Source organism: Bacillus sp. FSL R5-0593, assembly GCF_038603755.1.
Classification (GTDB): domain Bacteria; phylum Bacillota; class Bacilli; order Bacillales; family Bacillaceae; genus Bacillus; species Bacillus velezensis.
Window position 1 is genome coordinate 3,958,373 of the sequence record NZ_CP152011.1, and the last position, 16,118, is coordinate 3,974,490.

A 16,118-nucleotide genomic window follows, 5' to 3' on the forward strand; every position below is an offset into this window, starting at 1 on the left:
AAGGTCTCTTTCTTTTTACACCTTTTGGTACCCGTTCACATTGGAGGACTGCCACTTCCAAGAGTCGGCGCACATTTCTTCAAGCCCGCGCTTTGCTTCCCAGCCTAATTCAGCCTTTGCTTTTGCCGGGTCTGCGAAGCATGCGGCGATGTCTCCCGGGCGCCGGGCGGCAAAACGGTACGGCACTTCTTTTCCCGATACTTTTTCAAACGCCTTGACCATCTCAAGAACGCTGTAGCCTCTTCCCGTGCCGAGATTATAGGCATCCGCGCCTGTTGTGTTCAGCACCTTCTCAAGCGCTCTGACGTGGCCCTCGGCAAGGTCAACGACATGGATGTAATCCCGCACGCCGGTGCCGTCCTTTGTCGGATAATCATTGCCGAACACCTGCAATTGCTCAAGCTTGCCGACAGCGACTTGTGCGACGTACGGCATTAAATTATTCGGGATGCCGTTCGGGTCTTCTCCGATCCGCCCGCTCGGGTGCGCGCCGAACGGATTAAAGTAGCGGAGCAGCGCAATGCTCCATTCAGAATCCGCTTTATGCAGATCGCGTAAAATCTGTTCCAGCATCAGCTTTGTCTGCCCGTAAGGATTGGTCGCGCTTAATGGAAAATCCTCAGTGATCGGCGTTGTTTCCGGAACGCCGTAAACCGTCGCTGAAGAACTGAAGACGATTTTTTTCACACCGTGTGCCTGCATGGCTTCACATAAAATAAACGTCCCCGTCAGATTATTATGATAATAACGGAGCGGAACAGCCACAGACTCACCGACGGCTTTTAATCCCGCAAAATGAATGACGGCTTCAATCTCATTTTCAGCAAACACCCGGTGAACGGCGTCACGGTCAAGGAGATCCGCTTCATAAAATACAAGCCCTTTTCCGGTAATGTCTTTCACACGCTCCAATGCTTCCGGTGAACTATTTGACAGATTATCCAAAACCACGATGTCATAGCCGCCGTTTAACAGCTCGACACATGTGTGGCTTCCGATATAACCCGCTCCGCCTGTCACTAAAATCGCCATGAAGAAAGCCTCCCCTATTGAATGAATTGACCATATTATATCGGTTTTTTCTTCCTCAATCATCCATTTCCAAAAAGTTTAATCGTTTAGTCATCGTTTCTTCATAATTTGTTTTCATTCGCGTAAAACACAGAGCCTTCGATTCAAACCGGTTGCGAAATAGAAATCCCTCCCCCGCGCATGGTAAGATAAGACAAAGGAGATGACGGTATGAAAAATGAAATCATTGAACGCTTTACCTCTTATGTAAAAGTCGATACACAGTCTGACGAAAACAATGAAAACTGCCCTTCAACCCCCGGCCAGCTGACATTGGCCAACATGCTGGCAGATGAATTAAAGTCGATCGGCATGACAGACATCACAGTCGATGACAATGGGTACGTCATGGCGACTCTGCCGGCAAATACGGATAAAGACGTGCCGACTGTCGGTTTTCTGGCTCACGTGGACACCGCGACCGATTTTACCGGGAAAAATGTGAATCCTCAGATTATTGAGAGCTACGACGGACATGATATCGTTCTGAATGACAAACTCAATGTCGTCCTGTCGCCTGAGCAATTCCCGGAGCTCTCCCGCTATAAAGGCCAGACGCTGATCACAACAGACGGCACGACGCTGCTCGGAGCCGACAACAAAGCGGGCATTGCCGAAATCATGACGGCAATGGCGTACTTGATCAAACATCCGGACATCAAACACGGAACGATCCGGGTCGCGTTTACGCCCGATGAAGAAATCGGCAGAGGCCCTCACAAATTCGATGTCGGCCGCTTCAACGCCGCATTCGCCTACACGATAGACGGAGGCCCCCTCGGCGAACTGCAATATGAAAGCTTTAACGCAGCCGCCGCAAAGCTTACTTGTTACGGAAAAAGCGTCCACCCGGGAACGGCGAAAAACAAAATGGTCAACGCTTCAAAAATCGCGATGGAATTTCATCACGCGCTGCCGAAAGAAGAAGCGCCGGAATATACGGAAGGGTATGAAGGCTTCTATCATTTACTTTCCATGAACGGAGACGTTTCTGAAGCCGCCCTGTCGTACATCATCAGAGACTTTGACAGAGACCGCTTTGCAGAACGAAAAGAATATATGCAGAAAACCGCCGATGCGCTGGCGGCCAAATACGGCAAGGAAAGCATCAAGCTTGAACTGCGTGATCAATATTACAACATGAGAGAAAAAATCGAACCGGTCAAAGAGATAGTCGATGTCGCCTATCAAGCCATGAAAAACCTCGATATCGAACCGATTATCGAACCGATCCGGGGCGGAACCGACGGATCACAGCTCTCTTACATGGGGCTGCCGACACCGAACATTTTCACGGGCGGCCAAAACTTCCACGGAAAATATGAATACATTTCCGTCGATCATATGGAAAAGGCGGTAAACATCATTGTTGAAATCGCCAGGCTCTTTGAAGAGCGCGCTTAAAACCAAAGCCCCCTGCTTTGGTTTTTTTCTTTCACATGAAACCTTTCCTTCTTTCTTTCCGTATATAAGGTATGAATTGGAAAGAAGGAGTGAAGACTATGGCAAGAGGGACTGTAGCGAAAGAATTGAAAAAAACCTTAAAAGACCCGCGTATTCTGGAGACGAAATCAAACCCTTTTAAAAAACTGCGGAAAATGTTCAAACGATTTTTTTAAGATAACATCTCGTTTTCTTTAAAAAAATAAAGAAAGCGCTGTCATCCCGCAGTCATCTGTTAGAAGCAGTTATTTTGCATATGATAAGGTTTTTTAGGGTACTGAATAACACAAGGCAAACGAAAACACTGAAGTAGTTAATTAGACACTTACAAAAAATAGTGAAAAAGTTATATAAACGATCATCATTCATCAGCCGATACAATCTATAGAACCACAACAAGAGCAAAATCTCTTCAACCCATAGTCATTTTTACGGAAAATGACGTTATTTTTTAAAAAAGTGACAATTGTTTGAATACTTTTCGTTTGTTTTTTCGTACAATAATAATACCAAAACTTTTTTTGGGAGGTATGTAAAATGATGCTACTTATTTTTGCTGCTTTGACAGGGTATCTTGTTTTCTCTTTCAGTAAGGACAACCGCCGGAAAACGCCAAAGACAAGCCCGCTGGTGACAGCTGCCGACACGAATAACATCATTGATTTAAATGCGATCCGTCAAAAACGCCGGATGCCGCTATCATAAAAACGACAGCTGCCGCAAAATCGGCAGCCTTTTTTTTATGTACCCGCCCGATATGAAACCAACCGCCTCCTTTTTTCGTAAAACATAAAAAAGGAGTTTTTTTATGTACCATTTTTACATCAAAGAGCGAATGTTTACGTTTAAGAATCGTTTTCAAGTGTTTCTTGAAAGCGGAAAAGAAGTCTACAATGTTGAAGGAAAGCTGTTTTCATTCGGTGATGAACTGAAACTGACTGATTTGGACGGCCGCACGCTCGCCAGCGTCAACCAGAAACTGATGTCGCTCGTTCCCCGTTACGAGATTTCCGTCAGCGGCAAACCCGTCTGCCAAGTCATCAAGAAAGTCACGTTTTTCAAACCGAAATTTGAAATTTCCGGACTCGGCTGGGATCTTACCGGCGATGTGTGGGGCCGGAATTTTCAAGTGACAGACGGAAAATCAAACCGGATGACCGTTACCAAATCATGGATGAGCTGGGGCGATTCCTATCATTTGCAGATTGAAAAGGAAGAGGATATCGTTCTTTGTCTCGCGATCGCCATTGTGATAGATATGATTCTATTTGAGGGTGACAAATAAAAATATTTATCGAAATATATTGACAATATGAGAAAACATACTAAGATTAATAGTATTACAGTTTATTCTGAAAAATAGCATATTTCCTTATCAAGAGAGGTGGAGGGACTGGCCCTATGATACCCGGCAACCGCTGTTCAGCAGAATGGTGCTAAATCCTGAAGATAAGGTTGAGATTTGCGGACGCAAGCTCTTCCCTATCCGAGGGAAGAGTTTTTTTATATTTCATCAGGAAAGAAGGAATCGTTCATGTCACAGCAAAACACAGAACAACCATTGCATACGCTTCTAAGAAAAAACCCGCCGTTTCGCGCGGATCAGGTCGGAAGCCTGCTGCGGCCGGCGGCTGTGAAGCAAGCCCGCCTGCAAAGAGCGGCGGGTGAGATTTCGGCAGAACAGCTGCGCGAAATCGAAAACAAAGAAATCATCCGCAGTGTGAAAAAGCAGAAAGAAACCGGCCTCAATGTCGTGACTGACGGCGAATTCCGACGGGCCTGGTGGCATTTTGATTTTCTCGAAAATTTAGACGGCGTCGAAGCGTTTACGCCTGAAAGCGGCATTCAGTTTCACAACGTACAGACGAAAGCGCGCGGCATTAAAGTAACGGGAGACATTGATTTTTCTCAGCATCCGATGCTCGAAGATTATAAATTCCTGCACAGCATTGCCGGCGATGCTGTTCCGAAAATGACCATCCCAAGTCCGAATATGCTGTTTTTCCGCGGAAAATTGGAAAAAGCGTCCTACCAGAATGATTACAAACAATTTCAGCACGATGTGTCAAAAGCGTATAAAAAAGCGATTCAAGCTTTCTATGACGCCGGGTGCCGCTACCTTCAGCTCGATGACACCGCATGGGCCGTTTTCTTATCAGAAGCGGGGCTTCGTCAGATTGAAGCTTTCGGCACGACGCCGGATGAGCTGCGTAAGCTGTTTGCCGCTTCCATTAATGACGCCATCAAGGATCGCCCTGACGATTTGAAGGTTACGATGCATATCTGCCGCGGCAACTTCCAATCCACATGGACGGCTGAAGGCGGCTATGATGCAGCGGCTGAAACGATTTTTGACGGGCTTGACCTTGACGGATTGTTCCTGGAATATGATGATTCCCGCTCCGGCGGCTTTGAACCGCTCCGTTATGTCAAACGCTCTGATCTTCAGCTTGTGCTTGGTTTGATTACGTCGAAACACGGCGAACTTGAAGACAAGGACGCGATTAAACGCCGGATTGAAGAAGCTTCACAATATGTCAGCCTGGACCAGCTTTGCCTCAGCCCGCAATGCGGATTCGCCTCCACTGAGGAAGGAAACCTGATCACAGAAGAACAGCAATGGGCGAAACTGCGCCATGTCGTCAACATTGCCGGAGAAGTCTGGAAATAAAAAAAAGACACGCGATTAGCGTGTCTTTTCCGTTTTACAGCGGATCGGTTCCGATTAAAATATCGATATCTATCGTGACAGCAGCCTCTTTCCGGCTGATGAACCGCCGGATGCTGTCATCAGTACATTTCCATGTTAAGGGCGTCATTTTCACAAGCCGCTCGAGGTCAGGCTGCGCTAAAGTCTTTGTGTAACACAGCCGTTTGCGCTCAAAGGTTTGAAAGCCCGCTTGGAATCGTCCGGCCGCAGAATCGGCGGTGTCATTCAGCCGAGGACTGTCTCCGAAGAAGAATTCCCTTACTTCCTTCAAATAATCACGCCGCGGCACCGCTTTAATGACTGTGCCGCCCTTTCGTAAAAGCCTGCTGCATTCCTTGTAATTCCAAGGTGATAAAACAGACATCACGACATCAAAACAGCTGTCGGCAAACGGCGCATCCGCCACATCAGCGACGGCAAAAACCAAATGATTCCCGAAGGCCTTTGCGGCATGCAGCACACCTTCTTTCGAGAGATCAATGCCGATTCCCGTCACGGAAAAAGCAGGCTGAAGCCATTTGCATACGGCGGCTAAATGAGACCCTTCTCCGCACCCCGCATCCAATATCGCCGCTGATGTTTGCGGAGATTGAATATGGGTGATGATGGCGGCAATCTCCTTTTGAACCGGCGCAAAAAATTCCCGGCTGTCAAAAAGCTCGCGTCTCGCTTCGAACAGCTGCCTGTCATAGCGGGTTTTGACCGATTTATTGAGGAAATTCACATATCCTTGTTTTGATATATCAAATGTATGCCCCTGTCCGCAAATCAAGCTTCGGTATTGTGAGACCGCCATGGCCGACCGGCATAGCGGACACCTGAACACGGACTGGCATGATTGCAGTAATTCCGCGCGTTTTCTTTTTATAGACGTCAAAAAAACACCTCATTCATTCGTTATTCCGATGAAATGAAAAAGGCATAGACAAATAAACCTTGCCGAATTGGAAGGTTTAACCTATTCATCTATACCTCTCATTATCTGTAACGAATGAACTGGATGATCACGAAAATGACCCCTTTTCTGCCGTCTTTTGAAGGCTGTGCCCTCAGATCCATTTTATCAGCTGCATCCCGTCTTTACAATGAACCGGAACGGTTTTTAGGGTTTTTTATACCTTTATTATCCAATTACTTATGCACATCCTTTATTTTCTTTATTTATAATATAAATTTATTATTTTGAAAATATCTAAAAAGGTTGATTTTCAAAAATTGAAACGATAAAATACTGCTATCTCATGTAATATCGTTATTCTTGTATATGATCAGTAATATGGTCTGATTGTTTCTACCTAGTGCCGTAAAAGACTAGACTACAAGAAAGTTTGCATAAATTTGAACGAGTGAAAAGCATATGACGCTGTCTATTCTTTTCTTTTGGCTCTTATTTATCACACTTTCTGGCTTTCAGGAATTTGTGACGAATAAGAGCTTTTTTTATTTCCATAATACCCTTATAGGAGTTGCTCACATGTACTTTTTATTGAACATTGTCGGTCTCATTGTTGTCATGGCTGTTGTTTTCTTATGCTCTCCCAACAAGAAGAAGATTAAATGGCGTCCGATTGTCATGCTCCTCGTCTTTGAGTTTCTGATTACTTGGTTTATGTTAGGGACAAAAGTCGGCGGCTTTGTCATCGGGAAGATCGGCGCGTTCTTTACATGGCTGATTTCCTGCGCCAGTCAAGGGATTGCGTTCGCTTTTCCGTCTGTCATGGCGAACCCGACGGTTGATTTTTTCTTCAGCGCATTGCTGCCGATTATCTTCGTCGTGACCTTCTTTGATATGCTGTCGTATTTCGGTATTCTGCCGTGGCTCATTGATAAAATCGGCTGGCTGATTTCTAAAATATCCCGTCTGCCGAAGCTGGAGAGCTTTTTCTCCATCCAGATGATGTTTTTAGGAAATACGGAAGCTTTAGCCGTCATCCGCCAGCAGCTTGCCGCCGTCAGCAACAATCGGCTTTTGACATTCGGGCTGATGAGCATGAGCAGCATCAGCGGCTCGATCATCGGATCATACTTGACGATGGTTCCGTCCACTTATGTGTTTACAGCCATCCCGCTGAATTGCTTAAACGCGCTTTTAATCGCCAATATGCTGAATCCCGTGGACGTTTCTAAAGAGGATGATATTATTTACGTGCCTTCAAAAGCGGAGAAAAAAGACTTCTTCTCCACGATTTCTAACAGTATGCTTGTCGGCATGAACATGGTCATTGTCATTTTAGCGATGGTGATCGGCTATGTGGCGTTAACGGCCGCGTTAAACGGCGTACTCGGGCTGTTCATGCACGGGTTGACCATTCAAAAGATTTTCTCATACATCTTCAGTCCGTTTGCCTTCCTTCTCGGATTAGGCGTACATGACGCGATGTATGTCGCACAGCTGATGGGCATCAAGCTCGCGACGAATGAATTTGTGGCAATGGCCGATCTGAAAGGGCAGCTGAATTCACTTCCGCCGCACACGATTGCCGTGGCTACGACATTCCTGACATCATTCGCAAACTTCAGCACCATCGGTATGATCTACGGATCTTATCAATCTCTGCTTGATGGTGAAAAATCAGCCATCATCGGAAAAAACGTCTGGAAGCTGCTTGTCAGCGGAATTGCCGTTTCCTTATTGAGCGCGGCGATTGTCGGATTGTTTGTCTGGTAATAGAAAAAGCGATACCGCTCCGTTTTGGAGTGATATCGCTTTTTTTTATTGATAGACGGATGCAGGTACGAAAACGTCCCGGATTCCTGCCGCGTAAGGTCCGAGATCATATTGTCCGAACACAACGGCAATGCCGTTTTTCGTAAAGAAGAAAGGTCTTTCATTATTCAGGATGATCTCCTGTTTTTTAACGTCCTGATCGAACAGATCGTCATGTTTTTTGATGTAGCCGTAAAGATAGTCTCTCGTTTTGTTAGCTTTCGTTTTTGTATTCAGCACATTATCGAGTGTGACCCGTTTTTTTGCGGCCAGGTCGTAATTAAAGGTCTGAACGGATGTCAGCCCGTGTGCGCCGCCTGTGTAACTGTAGTCTTCCGTCTGAATGCTGAGTTTGCCGTCTTGATTATACTTCACTTTGAAATCTGTTTGGTATTCCGCTTTGTAGCCTTGTTTTTCACCGTCTTTTTTGTTTTTCACATATTCTTGGTACGATTGTTCAATATAGCGTTTGAAGTCCTGATTGATTTTCTTTTCAAAAGATGCGTTTCCCGTATTTGCGACCTCGGGGTACGTCAGCTGTTTTACATGCTTATACGTATGGCTTTTGACAACGGGCTTTGCGGTTTGCGCGGCCTCGGCTGAAGGCGCGAAACCTCCGAACGGCGCGGCTGTCAGCACGGTTAAGAGCACGGCCGCCATCATTTTGAATGCCTTTTTCATCACAACTCCTCCTTTTCATTACCGTTCCCTTTTTGAAAACGGGTTACACTCTATAGACAGCGCAGATCAGCAAATTGTTTCTGGGCCTTCTTTCACATTTTCTCCATGAAAAAAAGAGACATGGAAAATCCACGCCTCTTTTACCGTGAAGGTCTTTGCGCAATGGCTTCATAAACGGCTTCCGCCAAATCGGAGTTGCCGAACATCTCCAAAACGCCGATAACCGTTTGATCAGGAATCGGTTCTGATTCCTCCTTCGGCACGACAAGCTCTTCAGCCGTTTTTCGCAGCTCTTCGTTTAAAGGCTGTCCGGGATAAGCCTTGCTGTAAATGGCCATCGGATCAAGGTCATGATTGACGCACCACTGGGCAAACACCAAAATCATCATGTTTTCGTCACGCCGGTAATATTCTTCAAGTTGTTTTTCGGTAAACGGCTTCACTATCATTCGCTCCTCCAGAAAATCTACCCCTAAGATACACAAACACAGAGCGGAAGTAAACCAAAGATCATTTCACCATCAGTCAGAACCCTTTAAATAATGCAATGCCCTGACTCTCTAAAACTGTTGTCTGAATGTCCCGGACAGCGGAAGATACGGATTTGCACGGAAGCCATTTTCGTTTTCTCCCAATATTAATGCTTCGTTCAGATATTTCACTTTCACAAGGAAAAAGCGCCCCTCTCATAAAAGGCGCTTTTTCATTCTTATATGTTTCTGTCCCAATGCCGATGCTCAGCCACGGCCTTCAGAAATTGTTCATGGTTTCCGTCCGGAACAAGGCCGGGGCCGCTTTCGGTTCCGGCGGCGAGGGCGAGAAGTTCTTTTCCTTCACCGGAGGCGCCGATCGCTTTGTAATGGCTGAAAGCTTCGCTGACGAAGTCTCTGGCCGATTTTTGGGCTTTGAGGCTGTCTGTGCTTTGTTTTCCGCCCGGAATGAAAACAGCGTCGTACAGGACGGAATCCGCTGTCAGGAAAGTGGCTGACGCTTTCAGCTCCGTACCGTTTTCTCCCTTGACAGTTCCCAGCGCGGGGCTGATGATATCGGCTCTGACTCCCGCCTGTTTGCATGCGTCAAGCACTTGTTTGACTTTCTCATCAGAAAACCCGTGGTCGGTTAAAACCGCGACCTGCCTTGTCGCTGCCGTCTTCACCGTGTTTTCCTGGCTTAAGGCCGGGGAAGTGAACGTTTCATCAGATTCACGGTCCTTCGGCGGCGGGTTCACGCCGATTCCTTTCGCAACACGCTCGGCAAGCCCGGCGTCGACGTGACTGAAGACATCCACCACCTGCTGCTGCACGTCCTTGCTGTTCACTTTTCCGACTTCAAAACAGAACGCGGAGATGATATGTTCTTTCTCGGCGGGAGACATGCTGTTCCAGAACATCTTGGCCTGAGAAAAATAGTCATTGAAGCTCTCACTGCGCTGGCGGATTTTTCTGCCTTCTACTTTTTCCTGGTAATGAACGTATCCGCCTTCTTCTTCTGAAGCCGGCGACGGATCATTGTTCTGCAGGGAATTTTTATGATAGGCGACGGGACCCTTATTAATCGTCATCCGGTGGTAGCCGTCGTATTGGTTGTTATGGAACGGGCAGACCGGCCGGTTGATCGGAATCTCGTGAAAATTCGGCCCGCCAAGACGGATGAGCTGTGTATCTGTATAAGAGAAAAGCCGTCCCTGCAGAAGCGGATCATTGGTGAAATCAATGCCCGGCACGACATTTCCCGGGTGAAAGGCGACCTGTTCCGTTTCCGCAAAGACATTGTCCTGATTGCGGTCAAGGGTCATTTTTCCGATCAGCTTGACGGGAACCAACTCCTCCGGCCACAGCTTCGTCGGATCAAGGATATCGAAATCAAACTTAAATTCATCTTCTTCGTCAATCATCTGAACACCGAGCTCATACTCGACTTTGCCGCCGTTTTCAATCGTTTCCCACAGGTCGCGGCGGTTGAAATCGGGATCTTTCCCGGCAATTTTCTGCGCTTCATCCCATACGAGGGAATGAACGCCGAGCACGGGCTTCCAGTGGAATTTTACAAAGCGCGCTTTTCCTTTCTCGTTGATGAAACGGAACGTATGCACGCCGAAGCCCTCCATCATCCGATAGCTTCGCGGGATGCCGCGGTCAGACATCGTCCACATGACCATGTGAGCCGACTCAGGGTTATTAGCGACAAAATCCCAGAACGTATCATGAGCCGTCGCAGCCTGCGGCATTTCATTGTGCGGTTCCGGTTTTATGGCGTGAACGAGATCCGGGAATTTGATCGCGTCCTGAATGAAGAACACCGGAATATTGTTTCCGACGAGGTCATAGTTCCCTTCTTCAGTATAAAACTTCGTCGCAAATCCCCTGGCGTCACGGACGGTGTCGGCTGACCCCTTGGAGCCCGCCACTGTTGAGAAACGGACGAAAACAGGCGTTTTGACGGAAGGGTCTTGCAAAAATTTCGCCCGTGTATATTCCGTCATCGGTTCGTACACCTGAAAATGCCCATGAACGCCGTACCCGCGCGCATGAACGACCCGTTCCGGAATCCGCTCGTGGTCAAAGTGCGTCATTTTTTCACGAAAATGAAAATCCTCCATCAGCGTGGGGCCGCGGACGCCCGCTTTTAAAGAATGCTCATCCTCAGACACGCGAAGCCCCTGATTGGTCGTCATTTTTTTGCCGCTGTTATCAGACCGGTACTGCTCCAGCTGTTCGTCCTTTGAGTGTTCATTTACTCGTTTGTTTTGATCATCACTCATGTCAGTTCCCCCTTTTAAAACGAAACATTCTACAGCACATTTACCCGCGGCGTTCTTCATATAAACTGCTGATCCGCTCATTAGGATTTTAGGTCTGTATTTACATATGCGGTCATACACATTTTGAAATAAGCCATTTTCACAGAAAGAAGTTGTGAAAGCGCTTACCAAAATAGCTTTTGAACAGGGGAGGTCATATCGTGCTTGCCATACTCGGTTTTGTGATGATGATTGTCTTTATGTATCTTATTATGTCTAATCGGCTTTCCGCTCTTATTGCTTTGATTGTCGTTCCTGTTGTGTTTGCCCTGATCAGCGGATTTGGCAAAGATCTCGGCGAGATGATGATTCAAGGCGTTACAGACCTCGCTCCTACCGGGATTATGCTGTTATTCGCCATCCTGTATTTCGGCATTATGATTGACTCAGGTCTGTTTGATCCCCTCATTGCCAAAATTCTATCGCTTGTCAAAGGGGATCCGTTAAAAATCGCCATCGGCACAGCGGTTCTGACGATGACCATTTCGCTGGACGGAGATGGGACAACAACGTATATGATTACGATTGCGGCAATGCTGCCCCTTTACAAACGGCTCGGCATGAACCGTTTGGTGTTGGCGGGGATCGCGATGCTCGGTTCGGGCGTCATGAATATTATTCCGTGGGGCGGGCCGACGGCGAGGGTTTTGGCTTCCTTGAAATTGGACACGTCGGAAGTCTTTACGCCGCTGATTCCCGCTATGATTGCCGGCGTTCTCTGGGTGATCGCCGTTGCTTATCTCCTCGGAAAAAAAGAACGGAAGCGGCTCGGTGTCATTTCAATTGAACACGCGCCGTCTTCTGATCCGGAGGCGGCGCCGCTGAAGCGTCCCGCTCTCCAATGGTTCAACCTGATGCTCACTGTCGCCCTGATGGCCGCGCTGATCACCAGCCTGCTTCCCATCCCTGTTCTTTTTATGATCGCGTTCGCCATCGCCTTGATGATCAACTATCCAAATGTCAAAGAGCAGCAGAAACGGATTTCAGCGCATGCGGGTAATGCGTTAAACGTTGTCTCAATGGTGTTTGCGGCAGGCATATTCACAGGCATTCTCTCCGGCACAAAAATGGTGGATGCGATGGCGCATTCTCTCGTTTCCCTCATCCCTGATGCCATGGGCCCGCATCTGCCGTTGATCACTGCGATTGCCAGCATGCCTTTCACTTTTTTCATGTCAAATGACGCCTTTTACTTCGGTGTGCTTCCTATCATCGCCGAAGCCGCTTCCGCTTACGGAATAGACGCCGCTGAAATCGGAAGAGCCTCCTTGCTGGGCCAGCCGGTGCATCTGCTCAGCCCGCTTGTGCCATCCACCTATCTATTGGTCGGAATGGCGGGCGTCAGCTTTGGCGATCATCAAAAATTCACCATCAAATGGACCGTGGGGACAACGATTGTGATGACGATTGCGGCGCTTTTGATTGGGATTATTTCGTTTTAATTAAAAAAGGATTTCCGCCAGCGGAAATCCTTTTCTGTACATTATTTTTTTGTATAGCGCACCCAGTCATAATGAGCGTATAGCGGATTTACACCATTGTAGGAACCGAGCCAGTCATCGACACCTATCCCATTCCACAAGTTCATCATGATCTTTCCCGGGTTTGTCGGGATTTGGCTTGTCGCAGTATGTTTTAATTGCCCATCGACATACCATTTAATAGAGTTTGGCTGCCAATCGAACGCATACGTATGATAGGCATTGGCCGCGTCAAATCCGAGATCCGCAACCTTCTCATGGTTTCCCGCGCCATTTGTATAATAGTTAAATTGAACCTTTGTCGTGTCTTTTCCTAAAAATTCGATATCAATCTCATCCCAAGGAGTGCCATCCGTTGGACCTGTATAAGTGAAGAACGATGAAACGATCCCCGTGTTTTTAGCCGGTTTCATTCTGACTTCATAAAGTCCATAGCCATAGGTTTGAACGGAGCGGTTCTCCCCGCAGTCAAACTTGTTATAAGACGGGCTTGTCAGCGCCAAACGCATTTCACCTGATGACGTCATTGATACATTATTTGCACGCCACGTGCAGTTGAACATATCTCCATTGGAATAACCATTTGCTTTTTGCCATAAGCCGGAGTTATAGCTGTTAAAAGGTTCAAAAAACGATCCGCCTGTTTGAGCTGATGCAGTAGAAGTGATCGCACACAAACTCAAAAACAATCCAGTGACAAGAAGCAGCAGCACTCGTTTCATACGATAAAACATGTCGGCATTCCCCTTTCTTTGAAAACGATTTCTTTATCGATCATACATGATTCTGTTAAAAGGGGACATCGGTCAGAATAATGATAATAATGAATCTTAAAAAAACCTAAATTACCATCAGCACAAACAGAAATGATCAGCGCTCATTGTAATTTAGGTTTTGCCTGCTTATCAGTAACAATCCTAACAAGATCATATGTGAATGAAGAAAAAAATGCCAACGCTTTCATTATGCTTATTTGACTACCCTTTCTATGTGAATCGTTAAATACAGCAGCTCGTCACTGGTGAGCTTGTGTTCATACGTCCTCTCAATGCATGTTTGGATTTTCTTCGTGCATTCATACGCCCGATGGTACTTTTCTTTCACTGTCTCCAGCAAAAAGTCGTCCTGGCTTTCCATAAGTGTGCCGTTAAAAAGACGCTGCGCGAAAAACTTTAAGTGGGTGACAAACCGATAATAGTGAAGTGATTCCTCGTTGAAGTCAATCTTAAAATGGTATTTTACGATACTCAAAATCTCTTGCATGACTTTTGTAATGTTGATGATATTGGGCATCTCTTCATTAAGCTCGGCGTTGACAATATGCAGCGCAATAAAGCCTGCTTCATCCTCCGGCAGAGACACGCCAGTCTTGTTTTTTACCATGGCCAACGCTTGTTTGCCGATTGCAAACTCGTCTTTATACAGCCGTTTCGTTTCCCACAATAAGGCGTTTTTGATATCCAGCCCTTTCTTATTGCGCTGGATCGCAAAGTTAATATGGTCGGTGAGCGACACATAGATGCTGTCATTGAGCTTTTTGCCGAGCTGTAATTTCGCATAGCTGATAATCTCTTCGGATACTTCCATACATTCGATCGGGATATCATACAAAAGGGTTTTGAACTTTTCGGATACATCTTTGTTATCGAGCGTGAACACTTTCTCAATGCGGGCTTCATCTACCGGGTCTCCCGTTTTCTTTTGAAAAGCAATGCCCCGGCCCATGATAACCAATTCCTGATTGCCTTCTTTGAGCACACTGACGACATTATTATTAATGACTTTCGCAATCTTCAATTCTGTCTCCCTCCCGCCTGACCATTTACCTGCTACACCTTGATTTTACATCCTTTTTGAACTAGGTCAATATCTCCAGGTCAATCAGAAAACGCCGTTCAGAAATCATTGTCCAACGATGAGGCAGCGGCGCATATAATGCAGAGAACCGGTTTTTGGGAAGGAGCGTGTGTGATGAAACGGTTTTCGAAAGAAGAAAGCAGCTGGATGCTGTATGATTGGGCCAATTCAGCTTATTCGGTCATTATTATGACGGCGGTATTCCCCTTGTTTTTTAAAGCCGCGGCGGCGGAAAACGGTGTCAGCGCGGCTGATTCCACCGCTTATTTGGGCTATACGATTGCCGCCGCGACTTTTATTTTGGCGATGCTCGGCCCCGTCTTAGGAACGATTGCCGACTACAAAGGATGCAAGAAACGGTTTTTTGCCTTCTTTTTTCTGATCGGTGTGGCGGGCACCGCCGCGCTGGCTTTGATTCCCGGCGAATCTTGGATGCTGTTATTAATTTGTTATACGATTTCCACGATCGGCTTTGCCGGGTCTAATGTGTTTTATGATGCGTTTCTCGTTGATGTGGCCGCAAAGGAGCGGATGAATATGGTGTCCGCCAGGGGGTTTGGGCTGGGCTATATCGGCAGTACGATCCCTTTTCTCCTCAGCATTGCCGTGATTCTTTCAGCACAAGCGGAGGTGATTCCGCTGTCCGCCCAGGCTGCCGGCCGCATTGCCTTTTTGATTACGGCGGCATGGTGGGGGCTGTTTTCGATCCCGCTCCTTCTCCGCGTCCGCCAGCGCTATTATATCGAGAGGGAGCCGCGGCTTGTAATCAGCAGTTTTAAACGGCTGGCCGGCACGCTGAAGCAGATCAGGAAGCACCGGGCGCTGTTTTTGTTTCTGCTCGCCTATTTCTTCTATATCGACGGGGTCGGCACCATCATTACAATGTCCACGTCATACGGGGCTGACCTCGGCATCAGCGCGGCAAATCTGCTGATTGTTTTATTTGTCACTCAGGTCGTCGCCGCGCCTTTTTCGATTTTGTACGGACGGCTGGCCGAACGGTTTAAAGGAAAAACGATGCTTTATGCCGGAATCGGCGTGTATATGATTGTCTGCACGTATGCTTATTTTATGGATTCCGCTTTTGATTTCTGGGTTTTGGCTATGCTTGTCGCCACTTCCCAAGGAGGTATTCAGGCGCTGAGCCGCTCTTACTTTGCAAAGCTTGTCCCCAAACAGAACGCCAATGAGTTTTTCGGATTTTATAATATCTTCGGCAAGTTCGCTTCGATTATCGGCCCGCTTTTGATTGCCGTCACCGCCCAGCTGACCGGAAATTCGTCAGCCGCCGTGTTCAGCCTGATTTTGTTATTTGTGATCGGCATTGCCATCCTTGCGTTCGTGCCGGAGGAGACGGCGTAAAAAAAG

At 47.0% G+C, this 16,118-nt stretch carries 14 protein-coding genes and 2 riboswitches; of the genes, 7 read left to right on the forward strand and 7 right to left on the reverse strand.

All coding sequences use genetic code 11. The annotated features are described in order from the left end of the window. Positions 1-15 precede the first annotated feature (15 nt). Complete coding sequence (galE, locus tag NYE36_RS19745) at positions 16-1,032, reverse strand: UDP-glucose 4-epimerase GalE (protein ID WP_014419237.1); 1,017 nt, start codon at positions 1,030-1,032, stop codon at positions 16-18. A 210-nt stretch (positions 1,033-1,242) separates the two neighbouring features. Between galE and pepT the strand changes: the two genes are divergently transcribed. The 4 genes from pepT (at position 1,243) to NYE36_RS19765 (ending at position 5,185) form a co-directional block, all read left to right on the forward strand. After that, positions 1,243-2,475 carry a peptidase T gene (gene pepT / locus NYE36_RS19750; RefSeq protein WP_265450966.1) on the forward strand — a complete coding sequence of 411 codons (1,233 nt, stop codon included), beginning with the start codon at positions 1,243-1,245 and terminating at the stop codon, positions 2,473-2,475. Between the two features lie 576 nt (positions 2,476-3,051). Further along, on the forward strand, positions 3,052-3,219 hold the full coding sequence (locus tag NYE36_RS19755) for a hypothetical protein (protein WP_003150808.1): 168 nt from the start codon (positions 3,052-3,054) through the stop codon (positions 3,217-3,219). Positions 3,220-3,322: 103 nt separating this feature from the next. Beyond that, positions 3,323-3,799, forward strand: coding sequence for an LURP-one-related family protein (locus NYE36_RS19760; RefSeq protein WP_012118790.1), 477 nt, complete (start codon positions 3,323-3,325; stop codon positions 3,797-3,799). An 84-nt stretch (positions 3,800-3,883) separates the two neighbouring features. After that, positions 3,884-3,970, forward strand: a riboswitch (SAM riboswitch). 78 nt (positions 3,971-4,048) lie between these two features. Then, on the forward strand, positions 4,049-5,185 hold the full coding sequence (locus NYE36_RS19765; protein WP_015418525.1) for a 5-methyltetrahydropteroyltriglutamate--homocysteine S-methyltransferase: 1,137 nt from the start codon (positions 4,049-4,051) through the stop codon (positions 5,183-5,185). A gap of 34 nt (positions 5,186-5,219) precedes the next feature. Here NYE36_RS19765 and NYE36_RS19770 read toward each other — a convergent pair whose 3' ends face one another. Further along, positions 5,220-6,101: a methyltransferase domain-containing protein gene (locus tag NYE36_RS19770; protein WP_124692664.1), complete on the reverse strand. Its 882-nt coding sequence runs from the start codon at positions 6,099-6,101 to the stop codon at positions 5,220-5,222. Between the two features lie 361 nt (positions 6,102-6,462). After that, a riboswitch (purine riboswitch) is annotated at positions 6,463-6,563 on the forward strand. A 135-nt stretch (positions 6,564-6,698) separates the two neighbouring features. Here NYE36_RS19770 and NYE36_RS19775 point away from each other — a divergent pair. Further along, positions 6,699-7,892, forward strand: coding sequence for a NupC/NupG family nucleoside CNT transporter (locus NYE36_RS19775; RefSeq protein ID WP_007407776.1), 1,194 nt, complete (start codon positions 6,699-6,701; stop codon positions 7,890-7,892). 45 nt (positions 7,893-7,937) lie between these two features. Here the strand turns inward: NYE36_RS19775 and NYE36_RS19780 are convergent, their stop codons facing one another. From NYE36_RS19780 to NYE36_RS19790, 3 genes are all read right to left on the reverse strand, one after another. Next, positions 7,938-8,612, reverse strand: coding sequence for a DUF3298 and DUF4163 domain-containing protein (locus NYE36_RS19780; RefSeq protein ID WP_124935059.1), 675 nt, complete (start codon positions 8,610-8,612; stop codon positions 7,938-7,940). 140 nt (positions 8,613-8,752) lie between these two features. Then, the gene (locus NYE36_RS19785) at positions 8,753-9,061 is read right to left on the reverse strand and encodes a hypothetical protein (RefSeq protein WP_015418528.1); all 309 of its coding nucleotides are present in this window, start codon (positions 9,059-9,061) and stop codon (positions 8,753-8,755) included. Positions 9,062-9,321: 260 nt separating this feature from the next. Next, on the reverse strand, positions 9,322-11,373 hold the full coding sequence (locus NYE36_RS19790) for a catalase (protein ID WP_095352524.1): 2,052 nt from the start codon (positions 11,371-11,373) through the stop codon (positions 9,322-9,324). A 200-nt stretch (positions 11,374-11,573) separates the two neighbouring features. Between NYE36_RS19790 and citH the strand changes: the two genes are divergently transcribed. Further along, on the forward strand, positions 11,574-12,854 hold the full coding sequence (gene citH, locus NYE36_RS19795) for a citrate transporter CitH (RefSeq protein WP_042635615.1): 1,281 nt from the start codon (positions 11,574-11,576) through the stop codon (positions 12,852-12,854). A 41-nt stretch (positions 12,855-12,895) separates the two neighbouring features. On the opposite strand, the gene NYE36_RS19800 is transcribed toward citH, so the two are convergent. Beyond that, complete coding sequence (locus NYE36_RS19800) at positions 12,896-13,627, reverse strand: glycoside hydrolase family 16 protein (protein ID WP_007407782.1); 732 nt, start codon at positions 13,625-13,627, stop codon at positions 12,896-12,898. 235 nt (positions 13,628-13,862) lie between these two features. Next, on the reverse strand, positions 13,863-14,690 hold the full coding sequence (locus NYE36_RS19805) for a PRD domain-containing protein (RefSeq protein ID WP_064115247.1): 828 nt from the start codon (positions 14,688-14,690) through the stop codon (positions 13,863-13,865). Between the two features lie 171 nt (positions 14,691-14,861). On the opposite strand from NYE36_RS19805, the gene NYE36_RS19810 reads away from it, so the two are divergent. Next, entirely contained in the window at positions 14,862-16,112 is a 1,251-nt protein-coding gene (locus NYE36_RS19810; RefSeq protein WP_094032049.1) for an MFS transporter, read from the forward strand. The last annotated feature ends 6 nt before the right edge of the window (positions 16,113-16,118 follow it).

Excerpts from the sequence above, each read along its gene's own strand:
- galE (WP_014419237.1), bottom strand. The coding sequence starts at position 1,032 with ATGGCGATTTTAGTGACAGGCGGAGCGGGTTATATCGGAAGCCACACA.
- pepT (WP_265450966.1), top strand. The coding sequence starts at position 1,243 with ATGAAAAATGAAATCATTGAACGCTTTACCTCTTATGTAAAAGTCGAT.
- NYE36_RS19755 (WP_003150808.1), top strand. The coding sequence starts at position 3,052 with ATGATGCTACTTATTTTTGCTGCTTTGACAGGGTATCTTGTTTTCTCT.
- NYE36_RS19760 (WP_012118790.1), top strand. The coding sequence starts at position 3,323 with ATGTACCATTTTTACATCAAAGAGCGAATGTTTACGTTTAAGAATCGT.
- NYE36_RS19765 (WP_015418525.1), top strand. The coding sequence starts at position 4,049 with ATGTCACAGCAAAACACAGAACAACCATTGCATACGCTTCTAAGAAAA.
- NYE36_RS19775 (WP_007407776.1), top strand. The coding sequence starts at position 6,699 with ATGTACTTTTTATTGAACATTGTCGGTCTCATTGTTGTCATGGCTGTT.
- NYE36_RS19780 (WP_124935059.1), bottom strand. The coding sequence starts at position 8,612 with ATGAAAAAGGCATTCAAAATGATGGCGGCCGTGCTCTTAACCGTGCTG.
- NYE36_RS19785 (WP_015418528.1), bottom strand. The coding sequence starts at position 9,061 with ATGATAGTGAAGCCGTTTACCGAAAAACAACTTGAAGAATATTACCGG.
- NYE36_RS19790 (WP_095352524.1), bottom strand. The coding sequence starts at position 11,373 with ATGAGTGATGATCAAAACAAACGAGTAAATGAACACTCAAAGGACGAA.
- NYE36_RS19800 (WP_007407782.1), bottom strand. The coding sequence starts at position 13,627 with ATGTTTTATCGTATGAAACGAGTGCTGCTGCTTCTTGTCACTGGATTG.